12 protein-coding genes and 1 pseudogene are annotated in these 15,949 nt (G+C 47.6%); 5 read left to right on the top strand and 8 right to left on the bottom strand.

The annotated features are described in order from the left end of the window. Window positions 1-583: 583 nt before the first annotated feature. The 3 genes from HRE53_RS22350 to HRE53_RS22340 all read right to left on the bottom strand — a co-directional run bounded on the left by HRE53_RS22350 (window position 584) and on the right by HRE53_RS22340 (window position 4,125). Window positions 584-970: a VOC family protein gene (locus HRE53_RS22350; protein WP_212665373.1), complete on the bottom strand. Its 387-nt coding sequence runs from the start codon at window positions 968-970 to the stop codon at window positions 584-586. Window positions 971-1,094: 124 nt separating this feature from the next. After that, window positions 1,095-3,320, bottom strand: coding sequence for an ATP-dependent RecD-like DNA helicase (locus HRE53_RS22345; RefSeq protein ID WP_235107995.1), 2,226 nt, complete (start codon window positions 3,318-3,320; stop codon window positions 1,095-1,097). A gap of 28 nt (window positions 3,321-3,348) precedes the next feature. Next, window positions 3,349-4,125, bottom strand: coding sequence for a VOC family protein (locus HRE53_RS22340; protein WP_235107994.1), 777 nt, complete (start codon window positions 4,123-4,125; stop codon window positions 3,349-3,351). Here HRE53_RS22340 and HRE53_RS22335 point away from each other — a divergent pair. Continuing rightward, window positions 4,124-4,297 (top strand): hypothetical protein, encoded by a 174-nt coding sequence (locus HRE53_RS22335; protein WP_235107993.1) that lies wholly within the window; start codon window positions 4,124-4,126, stop codon window positions 4,295-4,297. The genes HRE53_RS22340 and HRE53_RS22335 overlap by 2 nt on opposite strands. Window positions 4,298-4,359: 62 nt before the next feature. Here HRE53_RS22335 and HRE53_RS22330 read toward each other — a convergent pair whose 3' ends face one another. Beyond that, window positions 4,360-4,734, bottom strand: a complete 375-nt coding sequence (locus tag HRE53_RS22330) for a VOC family protein (RefSeq protein ID WP_235107992.1) — start codon at window positions 4,732-4,734, stop codon at window positions 4,360-4,362. Window positions 4,735-4,796: 62 nt separating this feature from the next. Further along, on the bottom strand, window positions 4,797-5,855 hold the full coding sequence (gene recA / locus HRE53_RS22325) for a recombinase RecA (protein WP_235107991.1): 1,059 nt from the start codon (window positions 5,853-5,855) through the stop codon (window positions 4,797-4,799). Between the two features lie 117 nt (window positions 5,856-5,972). Here recA and HRE53_RS22320 point away from each other — a divergent pair, with 117 nt between their 5' ends. The 3 genes from HRE53_RS22320 (at window position 5,973) to HRE53_RS22310 (ending at window position 11,627) form a co-directional block, all read left to right on the top strand. Next, window positions 5,973-6,176: a hypothetical protein gene (locus HRE53_RS22320; RefSeq protein WP_212665368.1), complete on the top strand. Its 204-nt coding sequence runs from the start codon at window positions 5,973-5,975 to the stop codon at window positions 6,174-6,176. 101 nt (window positions 6,177-6,277) lie between these two features. After that, a complete protein-coding gene (locus HRE53_RS22315) occupies window positions 6,278-6,709 on the top strand; it encodes a hypothetical protein (RefSeq protein WP_235107990.1) in 432 nt (143 codons plus the stop codon). A 1-nt stretch (window position 6,710) separates the two neighbouring features. Then, window positions 6,711-11,627, top strand: coding sequence for a DUF5724 domain-containing protein (locus HRE53_RS22310; RefSeq protein ID WP_235107989.1), 4,917 nt, complete (start codon window positions 6,711-6,713; stop codon window positions 11,625-11,627). A gap of 113 nt (window positions 11,628-11,740) precedes the next feature. Here the strand turns inward: HRE53_RS22310 and HRE53_RS22305 are convergent, their stop codons facing one another. Then, entirely contained in the window at window positions 11,741-12,781 is a 1,041-nt protein-coding gene (locus HRE53_RS22305) for a class I SAM-dependent methyltransferase (RefSeq protein WP_235107988.1), read from the bottom strand. A 471-nt stretch (window positions 12,782-13,252) separates the two neighbouring features. Between HRE53_RS22305 and HRE53_RS22300 the strand changes: the two genes are divergently transcribed. Then, the gene (locus HRE53_RS22300; protein ID WP_235107987.1) at window positions 13,253-14,191 is read left to right on the top strand and encodes a malate dehydrogenase; all 939 of its coding nucleotides are present in this window, start codon (window positions 13,253-13,255) and stop codon (window positions 14,189-14,191) included. 184 nt (window positions 14,192-14,375) lie between these two features. Here the strand turns inward: HRE53_RS22300 and HRE53_RS22295 are convergent, their stop codons facing one another. Together HRE53_RS22295 and HRE53_RS22290 are read right to left on the bottom strand one after the other, a co-directional pair. Further along, window positions 14,376-14,774 (bottom strand): nuclear transport factor 2 family protein, encoded by a 399-nt coding sequence (locus HRE53_RS22295; RefSeq protein WP_212665363.1) that lies wholly within the window; start codon window positions 14,772-14,774, stop codon window positions 14,376-14,378. 408 nt (window positions 14,775-15,182) lie between these two features. After that, window positions 15,183-15,660: pseudogene (locus tag HRE53_RS22290) on the bottom strand (hypothetical protein). Window positions 15,661-15,949 lie beyond the last annotated feature (289 nt).

Below are 15,949 nucleotides of genomic sequence, written 5' to 3'. Positions count from 1 at the left end.
AGAATACTACCAAAGGCATGGCTATTATTTTTCATAAATTATCAAAATTAAAAAACTGAAAATAGTTTTCACTCATATAAAAAATTTACATACTAGAATCAGTAAACTACCTGACTGCCTGACATAAGTACCTCAAAGCCTTTAGATACGTAGCTTTTGGATGCTGAATAGCAGGGTGTATAAGGCTAGCTTTTGGCATTGTTCACACGTCAAACGCAACCTAAACGTATTACCAACTCTCTTGCCTTAGGGGCAGCGTTGCTATTCTTACAGTGTAAACCCTTACGAAGAAAAGGCTTTCAGAGATGTGTCAGGCAGTCAGGTAAACTACTTGCCATATCGTTATTTGGGGTCAATCCTAGTCTGGAAAGCTTAATTTATTCTGACTAGGTATTATTAGTGAAGAATCTACATGCGTCTTCAATCCCTAACCCTTAGATCAGGAAATTTAATCTGACGATACTGAGTCTGGAGTTCCATATGAACTTCCTAAGCCGCTGCCAACAATCCCGGTCCGTGGGGTTAATAAAGTGATGAGTGATTTAAGCTTTGCCATGGATGGACGATTAGCTTATTTCAACCATTAATGAATCTCCTCACGCACCTGAAAAATATTCCCTTCTGGATCACAAGCATTACAAACATGAAAAGCTGGGCTACTCCATTGCTCAGTGAAGACTTCACCCCCTAACTCTGCTGCGGCTTGCCTTGCATCAGAAAGACTGGAAACCGTAAAGAAAAACTTGAGTGCTGTTTGTTCTCGTGGTTCTGGAGGAGAAGAAATAGTGATGCCCTTCGCAATATGCTGAGGTATGGCATGAATAATCAGCTGAATATCAGAAGACTGCAAAACAACATATTCATCTGACTGATGGACAGCAGATATTTTTAAGACCGTTTCATAGAAATTCGCCAGGCACTTGAGATATTTGGCATATACAAACAGACCGGCTTTTGATGGACCTGGCATACAAAATCCTCCAACTACAAATGGATCAATCCGATGAGACACCAACCTTCAGCAATTATTCCTCCTCTGATAAAAAATTTACTGGTAAAAGCTCGTGCTGTTCTCTCCAGTTACACCTGATGCACTACCTAAGGCTTAACCGTTGATCTAGCAAGGTATATCGCTGCTTATCCTTGACCTGTCGAATCGCCATACTGATCGCATTCTTGGGGCCAACTAGAATCGCCAGTTTCTTAGCCCTCGTCAAGCCCGTGTAGAGCAGATTGCGGCTTAACATAATGTAGTGCTGCATATACATTGGCAAAATCACCACGGGATATTCCGACCCCTGGCTTTTATGAATTGTGACGGCCCAAGCCAATCCGATTTCATTTAAGTCCGCCAGATCGTAGGCAACAGACCGCTCTCCATACCGAACCGTCACGGCTACCTCTTCCAGATTAATCGCCTCGATCACCCCCATATCGCCATTGAAGACCTCGCGGTTGTAATCATTGACCTGCTGAAGCACCCGATCACCCACCCTGAGAGTCAATCCCCCTCTCGATATTTCAGCTTTATTAGGACTGGGGGGATTGATCAAGCATTGGAGAACTTGGTTGAGTCTGCGAGTTCCCACCTCCCCTCTAGTCATGGGACAAAGGACTTGCACATCCTGCACCGCCACATACCCCAATTGCGGCATCAGGTCGTTGATCAGTTCTTGGATGGCCTGCTGACCATGTTCTGGTTCAGGTGCCCCAATCCACAAACAATCCGTCTTTGGGGTCAGACTCACGGACTCTAGATGGGGGAACTTGCCTTGGTTAATCTGATGAGCATTTTGAATGATGTGACTGGCTTGGGCTTGGCGAAAAACCTCCTTTAGTTCCAACACGGGAATCCGCTGAGACGTCATGAGATCCAGCAGAATATTGCCGGGTCCCACACTGGGTAGCTGATCCGTATCACCGACCAGCAACAGTTGAGCGTTGGTATCAATCGCTTTAATTAAGGAATTAGCGAGGAATAGATCCAGCATGGAAGCTTCATCAATCACCACTGCATCGGCAGGGATAGGGCAGTCTGAATCCCGCTGAAACTTCATTGTTTTAGGGTCAAATTCCAGAAGACGATGGATGGTTTTCGCTTCATGGCCCGTCACTTCACTCAGTCGCTGTGCGGCCCGGCCCGTAGGAGAAGCCAAGACAATTTCTTTTCCCATGGCCTTCCAGAGGGCCACAATGGTCCGAGTGGTGAAGGTTTTCCCTGTCCCTGGTCCTCCGGTGAGGATCACGACTCGCTGGCTAGTAGCTAATTCGACTGCCTGCTGCTGTTGTTTCGAGAGAGAAACAGTTGTTTGAGCCATAAAGCGATCGAGCCAACTGCGAACTCGCCCCTGATCTACTTCAAGGGGATGAGCCAGCATTTGGAGTAATCGTCGGGCAAGATGAAACTCAGCTCGAAAGAAGGAAGGTGCATAGCAAAGTAGCTCTACTGAATCATCCTGTTCGAACTGTTCAACAATCAGCTCAGCATCCGCGATCATGACCTGGATTAGGTATGCCACTTGATCAGGCTTGGGTTGATATTCGGGAAGGGTCAACCGCTTCACGGCTCGATCGATCAGGTCGGGTTGAGGTAAATAGCAATGCCCTTCATCGGCGGATTCGCTCAGGACATGTAACAGACCACTACGATAGCGATACTCTGAATGGGGAGAGATACCCAGGTTACGGGCAATTTGATCGGCAGTGACAAAGCCAATACCATAAACATCGGTTGCAAGTCGGTAGGGGTTCTGGGTAACGATGTCGATGGCTTCGTCCCCATACTGTTTAAAGATTTTGACGGCATAGGTTGTGGAGACGCCATGGCTCTGGAGAAAGACCATCACCTCTTTAATGGATTTCTGACTATCCCAAGCCGTCTGAATCAGTTTGACTCGCTTCTTGGCAATGCCGGGGACTTCAACTAGGCGCTCAATCTGATTCTCGATAATATCCAGGGTCTCTAGGCCAAAATGAGCCACGATGCGCTTGGCGGTCACTGGACCAACGCCTTTGATTAAGCCACTCCCCAGGTACTTTTCAATCCCCGTAAGGGTAGCTGGTTTGGTTTCTTGATATTGTTTGACCTGAAATTGGGAGCCATACTTAGGATGGTCCCGCCAAATCCCCTGAACTTGCAGGGTTTGGCCCGCTTGGATATTGGCAAAGCTGCCCACAATCGTAATCAATTCGCGGGTTCTAGGGGCTTTGAAGCGGGCCACGGTATATCCCGATTCGTCGGAATGATAGGTTAGCCGCTCTACGACCCCTTGCAGCTGTTCAGTCGGGGGATTGTTAGGATGGGCGACCTCGTAGGACATGAATCAAACACGCTGACGTGCTAAAAGTTTAACGGGTCAGCTCAAATAAATAGGAATGGGCACCGGTTGGATCTTCTATGCAGGCAAAAAATCCCGTCTCTGGTATTTCCGTTTTGGGCATCACAATCTTTCCTCCCAAGGATTGGGCCTTTTCTGACCATTGTTCCACTGAGGTGACGGAGAAATAGTTCATCCAGAGGGGAGGCATCTTGGGCACATCCGGCGGTCGCTTCATAATGCCGCCCACATCCTCGCCATTCACCTTGACGGTGTAATAGTCGCCACCATTCATGGACATGGGCGCAGAAAACTGCCAGCCAAAGAGTTGGGAGTAGAACGGTAAAGCGGGAGTTGGATCATCGACTAGGAGTTCCATCCAGCAAATCTCTCCCGGCCCCTTGCCCATCATATTCAGATCATCACTGTCCTGCTCAGGGGTGAACACGTGAAAGGCGGAGCCGACCGGATCATTGATCACGGCTGTGTGGCCCACGGAGGGAATCTCAAAGGTGGGGACACTGACTTTGCCCCCCAATTTCTCTGCCTGCTGACAGGCTTGATCGACATTGGCAACGGTGATGTAGGCGATCCAGTGGCTGGGAAATGGAAAGTCGTTCTCGATGGGAACTGGATTGGCAAATCCACCTTTCCCCGCAGCATAAATCGTGGCATTGTCATGGCCTGGAATTTCCATTTCACTCAAATGCCAATCAAAGAGCTGATGATAAAAATCATTCGCTTTTGATACGTCCTTCGTCATTAAACTCCACCAGCAAAAACTGCCGATTTGATCCTGTAAACCCATGGAAGTCTCCTTTTACTTTTTTAGTAAGGGGAAAATACTGTGGTTTGCTTGTGTGATTGCGAATGATGGGTGCCGTAAATTCAGCCAGAATGATGCTGCCTTCCTGATCTCTACAGCCGTCGTTGATATTTACTTCAGCTCTTCAGCTTTGGGTAGAACTCAACATCCTTAAGAGATTCGGGATTGTCTTCTCAATGTCGTTTTCTCTTCTTTGGCTTAATGGATGGCCTTAGGCTAAGGCATATGAAAGACATTGAGTTTATTGCCGTCTAGATCCCGGAAGTAGCCCGCATAAAATCCCTCTAAGTCTCCCCTCGGACCTGCTGGACCTTCGTCTTGGGCACCCAGTTCAATGGCTTTTTTGTAGATTTCATCCACTTTGTCATTACTTTCAGCCATTAGGGCGATCATGACGCCGTTCCCGACGGTGGCAGGCTTGCCATTGAAGGGTTTGGCAATACAAACACCAGCCTGCTCGGGTCCTGCACTCCAGGCAATAAAACTGTCGGATTCCATAAACCTTTTGCCGCCGAGCAATGCTAGCAGAGCATCATAAAACTCGGCTGCTTTAGCGATATCGTTTGTACCTAAAGTCACATATCCAATCATTGAATTTTCCTCAATGTAAGAATCAAGTGGAATAAATTGCGCTTCGAAATAATAGCCAGAGATTAAGTAGCGCTTTCTTCCTCGACCTCCACGGCTGTGATTGAATTTGCAGAGACTTCAGCCCCTAACTCCAGCTTCTGGCGCACCTGCTGCTCGATATCTTCGGCGAATTCGGGATTCTCGATAAAGTACTGAATCGTGTTTTCTCGTCCCTGGCCAATATTGTTGCCATCGAAGCTATACCAAGCTCCTTTGCGAACAATCACATCCGTTTCTTCGGCCATATCAACCAAACACCCGGTGGTAGAAATCCCTTGGCCGAACAGAATGTCAAACTCGGCAATCCGAAACGGAGGGGCAACCTTATTCTTAGCAACTTTTACTTTGGCTCGGATTCCAAACATATCCGTGCCTTTTTTCAAGGTTTGAATGCGACGAATATCGAGGCGAACGGAAGCGTAGAATTTGAGGGCATTCCCGCCTGTGGTGACTTCAGGATTACCGTAGGTAACACCGATTTTTTGACGCAGCTGATTCAGAAAGATAACAGTACTGCCAGACTTGGAAATATTGCTAGTGATTTTGCGCAGGGCCTGACTCATTAATCGGGCCTGCAAACCCATATGGGAGTCACCCATATCTCCTTCAATTTCTGCGCGGGGGGTGAGGGCAGCGACGGAGTCGATCACTACGAGATCAACGGCACTGGAGCGCACCAGTTGATCGACAATTTCTAGGGCCATTTCTCCCGAGTCGGGCTGACTGACCAGGAGTTCCGAGACATCTACTCCTAGGGCAGCGGCATAGACGGGGTCTAAAGCATGTTCAGCATCGACGAAGGCAGCGACGCCACCATTTTTTTGGATTTGTGCGATCGCATGTAACGCTACGGTTGTTTTTCCCGAACTTTCAGGGCCATAGATTTCGATCACCCGGCCTCTTGGCAGTCCACCACCCAAGGCTAGATCTAGGGTTAAAGCCCCTGAGGAGATGGTTTCAATCTGCATCCGAGTGGCATCCCCAAGACGCATAATCGCCCCTTTGCCAAAGGTGCGTTCCACATTTTTCATCACCAAGTCCAGGGCTTTTTGCTTTTCCGAAGCGTCAGTATGGGTGGCCATGATCGGGATCTCCAAAGGGATAATTTGAGGTTGTTCGACTAGTATAGTATACTTGTACTAATTCTGTGTCAACAGAACAAAAAAAGTTTCTCTTTTCCTCCTCGTAGGGAGGGTTGAATGGCAATAGACTCCATAACAGATTTATTTGGATTTCCGGGTGGATGGCTGGTGGGTATCTCCTATGCATTGGAATGGGGATATCAATGTTGGGTGATCACCCCTGAAGGACAGGTCCATACCGATGGTGAATTCTATGAGAGCAATCTGGGAGCATTATGGGCGGGGCGGTTCTTGGTTGAACATTCCTTGGAAGTAGATTGAGCACTTCCATTTCCTAGCAATATTCTGTGTTTTCCACTGATGACAATTTAATTTGTGTTAGCTATAGTACATTTGTTTCATTCATTCTCCTTCTGATCACAATGACCTTCTGTATCAACGTTGAGGGCAAAGTTATTGGGAAACGTCGCCCCATCTTCTCAGACTGGTCCGTTCCTATACCTCCGTCTCAACTAAACTCGCCCTTCACTTTACGTGTTCTGATCACCTGCGTCGTCAGAGCTGAAGTACAGGCCTTCCAACAGCGGCAAACGGAGCAGAAGCTGCAGCAGTTCCTGAGTAAGGATGCGATCCATCAGAGCCTGGTTGAGGGCAAAGTAACCCTAGGCGATCGCGACTTTGAGCAAGTCGTGGATCAAGAAGCGGCTATCGAGACCGCCATTATGGGCTTTATCGACGGGTTGTACTACGTGTTTCTCGATGATGTACAGCAGGAAGAGTTAGATGCCACTGTGCATCTCAAGCTCGATAGCCGCTTAACGTTTATTAGACTCGTTGCACTGGTGGGTGGATAACATGCTTAAACGTGAACTTGCTCAGGAGTCTCTCAAGAAATTCCGGGTTGAAACCTGGCTGGATCGTCGCAGAACGGAACTGGCTGCATTACCTGAGAACTTGAATCATATTGGGCTAAGAATGCTCCACCTGGAAATCTCCCCCAACGAATCGAGCAATCCCTATGATCGAGAACCGTATTGGCAACCGTTTCAGGACGCGGTTGAGCTGGCAGAAGTAGAGCGCAGCCAACTTTTTGAGGTGTTATTCCCTCAAATTAGTGACTATGTACTGCGGGCTTACGACCTGATTCTCTATCAGGTGGGTTACACTCGCAGAGGCTTTCGGTCGGACCATCCTGAGCACTATAAGATTGCCCATCGAAATTTTATTCAGTCGTTACTGGGAGTTATCCGAGGTTTTGAACAGTCCCTGGACTGGTATGCGGCTTGGGCACCTTATCTTGGCTATGGTAATGATCTCGGGTACCTGTTCGCGGCAGCCATCAACCAAGGCGATACCTTAGGCGATCAGATTTTCGAGATTCTCTGTGACTCTGCTCGGGGTGATCATGAGATTGGTGCCATGGGACGGCACGTGACTCGCGCCCTGCTAGTCGCCAATCGGCCCGACGGCTGGGAGCTGATTGAAAATCTACTAGTGGCTGCCCAACGCCAAGAAGGGCTACGACAAACCATTTTAGAAACCATTGACGAAGCTCATTCTCAAGCCTTTCAGCGTATCGTCCGCGTTATCCTAGACCATAATCTTGTGCGCTTTAGCGCCACGGTTCGGGCCGTGGATGTGTGGTTTGGCCTGGGTTGGGAGGTGGAGCACCAGCGTCGGGTGCAAGAGAGTTTAGAACTCCTTCTCCAACTGTTGGAGTATCCCAACCAACGAACTGAGTTGCTCCAAAGTGACGACCCTAACCAGGTTTACATCGCCCTCTGGTCTCTGGCTTTTGAGAATGTCGATCTAGCGATTCCACCTGCGGTTGAACTCTTAGAAACGGGGACCGTCGAACAGCGATTTGTGGCGGCTTACCTGCTTCGTCAATTGGATATCAGTCAAGCCCGAGCGGCCATCACCCCGAGTCTTGACGACTTGAATATCCAAGTTGCGGTTCAGGCCTATCTGTCGTTGAGAGGAAGGGCTGACTTTGAAGCTTTAGAAGCGTTTGTCAGTCGCTTCTCTGCCAAGGAAACACTCGTTGAACCCTTGGTATGGTCATGGATGAGTTACACCATTACCCTCCAAGGGATAACGGCTGACCTGCTTCGCAGTTTAGGCGATCGCCCGGTTGAACGTCTGATCCCTTATCAAACAATGATGGGGGAATGGGGTCGCATTCAAGTGGGGAAACTGCTGATTGCCAAACAGACTTGGGATGATCAGGCTCAGGACGTTATTTTCGAGCTGATTCGCGATCGCAGTAGCTATGTCCGGGAGCAAATCATGAAGGCTCTTAACGCTCACCGCTACTGTCCGACTTCCACTGAGGCCCAAACCCTAGAATCTATGCTGCATCGCAAAGCAGCAGACCTGAGAAGAGGTGTTCTGTCCTTGTTGTTGAAACAAGAAGATGATGCTGCTATTGAGAGTGCCCAACGTCTTCTGAATACGTCTAAAGCCCCTCAGCGAAAAGCCGGGTTAGAACTGCTTGTTCAGCTCCAGCAAGCGGAGCGGGGCCAGGTCAAACCCGTCGCTGAAGCCTATGCCAGCCAGCGTCCCAAACGGACGGCGAGTGAGCAAGAGTTGCTTGATCAGCTGATGGCGGATCAACAGGATATTCCTACCTTGGATGATGCCTTAGGTTTGGCGGCCTGGGAGTTGCGATCGCATCCCCAATACCCCGAGCAACCCGAACATCCCATTCCCTTAGTGTCAGAGGCAGCCCAGGAAATACTGACCGCTTTAAATGCGCTGATCCAAGCGCATCGCACTGACGGGGTTGTGCTTGATCACGACTACCCTCAGGAAGAATTATTGGGGAATATTCACTGGTTTCCATCACCCGATTTAAAGCTATCTCAGGAGGAGAATCTGAAAAGATTTCCCCTGGCAGAGGTTTGGCAAACATGGCTAGAAAACCGCCCAGAATCCCTACGAGATCCAGACGAGTTGGAAATCATTCGGGCCATTGCGGCTTGCCATGGTGCGGGCAGCATGGCATTTCACTACAACTTTTGGATGGATCAAGGATGCAACGAACCACCCAAATGGCAACTTAAACTTTTTGAACGTTGGGTTACCCCGATTAATCTAACCTACCCGTGGATATCCGATCTTCTATCTTGGCTCATTTATCTGGAGCCACCTCAAAATTTAGTTGATGCCCTGTTAAATGCCGCTCAATATACCCTCGCCATCATCCATCAACAGAGGGCAGGCAAGCAGAAGGAGTGGCGTAATTCACGATTGTTGGTATGGCTGAATTTAGCCAGAGCCCATTTCCATGATTATTCAACGCAATGGTCTGTGGCCCAGATTCGACACCTATGGCAGCTCCTGCGCTGGATTGATGAACCTAGGGATGATAGTGTCCCTCATTGGCAAGTCAAATCTGGAGAAACGCACTATAGTTATGACCGCTTCGAAACCACTAAAGAAGAGGGATTTATTCAGCGCCTTCGACCTGAGTTGCGAGAAATTTCCCTAGCCTATGGTGCTGAAGCTGCCACGGATGCAGATTTCTGGGATTACTTAATCGGGGCGCGCCCCATGTCTTTACAGTTTCACGAACTGCGAAAGTTGACCCAACGGAAGCCGCATCGATACATTCAGGCTAATCAAAAGATCGGTCAGATCGTGAATCAATGTTGCGATCGCATCCTTACAATCGAACTAACCCGAGGAGAACTGCCCACAGCAGCCACTGAAGTTGTCAAGAATCTAAGTTCAATCGAGGGCATTGCAACTCTAGTGAGCCTCCTCCAAAAGTTTGATCATGAAAAATTTGTCCGAGGCTGGGTGTCTGACAGCAAAAGTCGAGCTGCGGTATTTAGCCATCTTTGTCGGAATTCTTTTCCAGGAGAAGACGAAACCCCCCAGGATTTTGCCAAGGCCATTAAAGCCACCTCAATCCCCTCCCAGCAGCTTGTAGAGCTGGCCATGTATGCACCCCAATGGGTGAATTACATTGAACATGCCTTGCGATGGAAAGGATTTGCCGAAGCGGTTTGGTGGTTTCATGGCCATACCAAAGATGAGGCTTGGCAGGTTGACGCTGATATTCGTGACCTATGGGCCGCTCAAATAGCAGAACGGACCCCTCTTTCTAGTCAAGATTTGTTAGATGGTGCCGTAGATGTGGCTTGGTTTCAGCGCATTCGCAAAGGCATGAAGTCGGATCGCTGGACAGCCTTAAATGAAGCAGCCAAGTACACCTCCGGCGGCGGTGGCCATAAGCGAGCACAACTCTTTGCAGAAGCCATGACCGGGGCAACAGATCGAACTGATCTGATTAAACGGCTGCAAACCAAGCGCCATCAGGATAGTGTGCGGGCCTTGGGCCTACTGCCTTTAGCGAGAGGAAAAAAGCGAGACAAAGATCTCCTGGAACGCTATCAAATTATTCAAGAATTTCTGCGGGAGAGCCGTAAGTTTGGCTCCCAGCGTCAAGCCAGTGAGAAGCTAGCAGCTCGAATTAGTATGGATAACTTGGCGCGCACGGCTGGGTATCCTGATCCGCAGCGACTGGAATGGGCCATGGAAGGGATGGCGATTCAGGATTTGGCCGCTGGTGCTGTTTCCGTAGATGTTGATTCGGTCGCCGTCAGCTTAAGCATCACCCCCAATGGCAAACCCCAGATTTCTGTCCTAAAAAATGGCAAATCCCTAAAATCGGTCCCGGCTAAACTCCGCAAACATCCAGAAATTAAAGCCCTGCAGCTTCGCAAGAAAGAAATTACCCAGCAGGCTAGTCGCATCACTCAATCCCTAGAACAATCTATGTGCCGGGGCGATCAGTTTACTGGCACTGAGCTAAAGCAACTCCTAACCCATCCCCTGTTAAAACCCGTATTGCAGCGCCTGGTTTTTATTGAGGTGGATACCGGGGTCGCGGGATTACCCCGAGTGGACGGATTACTCAACCATGACGGTCAAACCGTGGTCATCAAAGCGTCCATGAAGCTACGTATTGCCCACCCTGTTGATTTAGCCGAACGGGATGATTGGCATCTCTGGCAGCAATACTGTTTCCAGTCAGAGCTAGTCCAACCCTTTAAGCAGATTTTCCGAGAACTCTATGTTTTGACTACGGCGGAACAACAAGGCCGTGGTTCTGGCTCTTGTCGATATACGGGGCATCAAGTCAATCCCCGTCAATCCTTGGCCCTCCTGGGCAAACGGGGCTGGGTCGCCCATCCTGAAGAAGGGATTCGGCGCACTTACCATGATGAGCAGATCGTGGTTTGGCTCGAATTTGAAGAGGGATGGTATACGCCGACGGAGGTGGAAGGGTTTACCCTGGATCAGATTTGCTTTTGCGATCGCACCACCTACAAGACCCTGGAATTATCCGCCGTTCCCTCCCGTCTCTTTAGCGAAGTGATGCGAGATATGGATCTAGTCGTCAGCGTGGCTCACCAAGGCGGCGTCGATCCAGAAGCCAGTGCCTCAACGGTCGAGATGAGAGCTTCCCTTCTGCAAGAAACTAGCCGCCTGCTCCAGCTCAATAATATTCAACTGAAAAATGCTCACGCCTTAATTGAAGGGAAGATTGGCAGCTATAGCATCCATCTGGGTAGCGCAATGGTTCATCGTCAGCCAGGAGGTGCAATTTGTGTGGTGCCCGTTCACAGTCAACATCGGGGGCGACTCTTTTTGCCCTTTGCCGATAATGATCCGAAAACGGCAGAAGTGATCTCCAAAGCAATTATGCTGGCTAAAGATCATGAGATTAAAGACCCAACGATTTTGGAGCAGATACTCTGATTAGACATTCCCCTCGACCTGAGAGGGCGAAGAGTTTTGCTTCCGTAAATCAGATATAACTGCTCCTCTTTTTGAGGTTATGGCCCATGTGGTCTCTGACCTTTACGATCCTCTCATTTGTGTTTTACAGTCTCTGGTTTCTCCATCACGACCCGATGGAGTTCAGCTTCATGCTGCTGGAAGAACAGCCAAGCGGTGGGAAAAAAAGTCATATAACGATTGAAGATTTCTAGCCCCACTAACTCAATCGCTGTATCTTGTTTTTTGGCTAGTCGTTGATACCATGCTTGCAAGGTCGGTTGGTAGTCATGGATTGAGTCATGGGTAATATGGAATCCCACCTCCTGAGCCATTTGAAGATGAGTTTCATGCATAGACAATAGAGAGCCTGGAAAGAAAAGTTGCATCAAAACCATTGATGTTGGATAGGGCTCACGCTCAAGAGAGAAGAACTGATGTACAGCTAAGCCACCAGGGACCAAAGCATCATAAATTTTTTGGTATAGATCTTTGAGTTCATGGGGCCGGACATGCTCTAAAGCCCCAATCGAAAAGATGCGCTCATAAGGGGCTTCTACAAAATCATTCGTAATGAAATTAGTGAGAGAAACATTCAGTCCTAACTGTTGTTGACCATAGGTTAGCTGCTCTTTTGACAAGGTGTAGCCCGCTAATTGCCCCTGATGTCCTGAATCTTGGAGAAACTTCAGCATTGCCCCCCAACCACACCCTAGATCTAGAACACTCTCGGTCCCCTGCAGTTGCATCAAAGATAAAAGATATTGGGCTTTATTCGTTTGTGCCTCTTCTAAAGAATCTTGTTCCGATTGGAATTCCGCACAGGTGTAAAACCGATATCTTTCATCTAAAAACAGGGCATAAAAATCATTAGAAACATCGTAATGAGTTTCAATACCGCTGGCATGATCGTGATCCAGCATTCTATTTAGATAGGACATGCGTTGTGTCTTGAGCGGATACGTTCTGGCAAGCCACTCCATAAATGACGATCGGGGTTGGGTCCAGAAATCCCAACTCTCAGACTGAGTTAAGGGTTGAGGAGAATGAATTTTATATTCTGCGACTGCATACATCAACCCACAGGTGAAGAGATCAGAAATACACTTGGGATATTGCTTAAGAGTAATAGTCATTATTGCTTACCTAAATACTTCAGACGGTGAAAAACCAACTTAGAAGCCAAGCAATTTGCAATAGTCAGGAAAAAGTTTAGAAAAACGTGAATTTTATAGTTTTAGCGGTTCTGATTCCAAAGATTCAATTCAAGATCTGAACAGGTTGTTAAGACTGGATTGTCTCTAGGATCAAAGGTAAGCCAGGCTTCTCCAATACCGAAAACTGTCATGGTTTGATCATCTCTCAGCAATGCTTACGGCAGCAATTGCCATTCTTTCAGGCCATCCGAGAGCCTTTTCTCTCTGACGGACTGACCCAGCGCATTTGTGAGACTGCATCGTCCGTGCAGCTATAGTCAAAGTTATGGAGATAATCATGTCAGTTTCGATCCCCTCTATAAATTCATCATCTTTTAATTGCAGAATTATGCAGTTAACGAATCGATTCAAAGCTGAAATAAAATTACGTTCCCACCGCAAAGTTGTTGTATGAAAATTTCTGTAATCGGTATCGGTAAAGTTGGTTCAACCATCAGTTTTGTCCTAGCAAAAGAGGGTCTAGCTTCTGAGTTAATTCTCTATAACCGCACCAGGGATATTGCCCATGCCGAAGCCATTGACATTCAGCAAGCAGTAGCGCTGACGCCCTACAGATTAGAGGTCCGAGATGGTGACCTGGAGGATACGGCTGAGTCCGACATTATTATCATTGCGGCGAGTGCGCCCATGCCCAAGCAAATGCAGGCCCGCAGTACATTGCTGGTAAAAAACACTCAAATCATGCACACCCTGATCCCACCTCTTCTCCAGCACAGTCCGAATGCCATCTTTATCAATATCAGCAACCCCGTGGATGCGCTAACCTACGAGATTCTGCAAATTATCCAGCAGCAAACCGATCACAACCCTTGGCAACGTGTGATCGGCACCGGCACCTTGATAGACTCTGCCCGGTTTCGTGACCTGTTATCTGCCCAATTGGGAATCCATTCCTCAGATATCAACGCCTATATTTTGGGGGAGCATGGAGACAGCCAGTTTGCTGCCCTCAGTTCTGCCATGATTGGCGGTGAATGTATTGATGCCAATCCATCACGCCAACAGATGGTAGTCGATGCCAAGCGATCTGCTTGGACCATTTTCCAAGCCAAAGGCTATACCAATTACACCGTATCTTTGGCAGTCGAAATGATTGTGACCAGCATTGTCGAAGACTTGCGACACACCCTACCCGTTAGTGTCTTGATTGATGGGTATTGTGCTGTTGCAGATTGCTGTCTTAGCGTTCCATGTATCGTGGGTCAAGAAGGGGTGCATCGTCGGATTAAAACCCAACTGAATGACGAAGAAGTCCTGGCCTTTCAGAAATGTGCCCATCAGGTTAAACAGCAAATCCAAGCGTGTCACCGACCTTCAGCAGAGGATTGAACGACCTCCAAAGACGATGACGTACTGATGGGAGATGGTAAGAATATATCGGGAACTGGAAGCAGGCGGAGCTGATTAGAACGCTGACCACTATCTAATTAGGTGACGGCTCAGACTAAAGAATTCTCCTGACTCTAAGCTACGTTAATATCACACAGCACCTGAGATCTAAAACAGTCACAAATTACTCAAATAGCAAACTATTATCCGTATGAAGTCGGACAGAAGTAACATCCCCTGAACTATTCCGATCCATTAATGCAATCGCCCGGAGGGAAAATGCCTTGCCATCCAGTCGTTGATAGTGGTTCATGGCTTCAAGCATGAAGGATGAATCAGTCCCATATATATTCAGAAGATCATGTTCTAAGTCACTAAAGAACTGCCAATATCTGGATAAACCGTTTAGAACAGCCTTTTTACCTTCAATAGGTGCTGCGTTATTCATGATCAAAACGCAATCTTCAGAGAGGAAGGTCTTATATCGATCGACATCCCGTGCATCAAGGGCATCGAGGTAGGAAAGATACCACTCATAACATTTGGTCGAAAGCTGGTTAATTTTTAGATTGTCAGTCTTCATGAACGATCTCCAGACGACTTTTGGCCTCACCAGCATTTTTATCGATACTGATTCAGGCTGCAGTGATCTGCATCTGTGTCCAAGATTTTATGAAGTTGAAAAATTTCTTGTTATAAACCGCGTCCAGCTCGAAAGCAGGAGTTTCTTTAGATGTCTATAGACCTTTAAGGGTTATGGTTTAGGCTACTTAAATGAACGTGGTTTATTTTCTTATTCTCAGTATTTTATTCCTATTTTTTAGCCACTTTAAGCGTTCTAAAGAGAACGAATTCTTAAGCACACCCATTCCCTTCTTTTTCTGCTTCTGCCCCATAGTCAGGTTCTTTCTCCATAGGGCCACTGCGAATCACCTTTCCAGCACAACAGCAACAATGTCGGAGAAATACTCGGTGGCAGTTTGTCTAGTTTTTACTTGGATTGCAACGCATGATCCAAAGTAGCTCTTGCCGATTCAGCTTGCATTCGGGTTTCGCGATATTGAATATTGGCTTGAGCGAATTTTTTTCAGCACCTTAAACCCTTCCTTCAGCTGCAACACGTCTTCCTCTGAAATAGGGGCATCCGAAAAGAGTAAGTCGACGATTGCCCGAGTTTCTAATGCCTTTTGCCGCAGCTCCTGCATCTTGAGTTTTGAAGTGGCTAGGAGATTCAAGATTTGCACGGCTTGCGCAACTTCATCTTCTTGGGGAGAAAGCTCTGTCGGAATAGTCTCCTGTACCTCAATAAAATCACTAGGACTAAACCCTTGCTCTAGAGTTGTTTTAAGTTTTCCACTATCCATCAATTCCATCAGTTGAGTCATGGCTTTCTCCCGGGCCTTTTTTGAATCCTTCCCGGAAATTTTGATAACTGCTTCAGGGTCTTCTTTGAGGGTATATTGCACCATGCCAATTCTATCTCCATAAACAATACATGCGTACTATTTTACTAGAAAAAAAGTATTAATTACGCAAAAGAGTGCGGCCTTATGGCAGGAGGATGATAACAAGCCATCCAACATTGATGAGTCAGTACTTTGAGAAAAAGCTGAGAACAAGAAGTTCACACAAATAATTGTATGTCCGAATCCAACCCCCTAAACTCCAAATCACAACCCGTATCAGACAAGGTCCAGAAACTTCATCGTCTGGCCTTTTTACTAGACAACTCCATCTCTATCCCTGGTACCAAACTCC

This window comes from Acaryochloris sp. 'Moss Beach' (genome assembly GCF_021497025.1).
Lineage (GTDB): Bacteria > Cyanobacteriota > Cyanobacteriia > Thermosynechococcales > Thermosynechococcaceae > Acaryochloris > Acaryochloris marina_A.
Note: the sequence above shows the minus strand (reverse complement) of the source record. Positions and strands in the feature narration are given on the sequence as shown.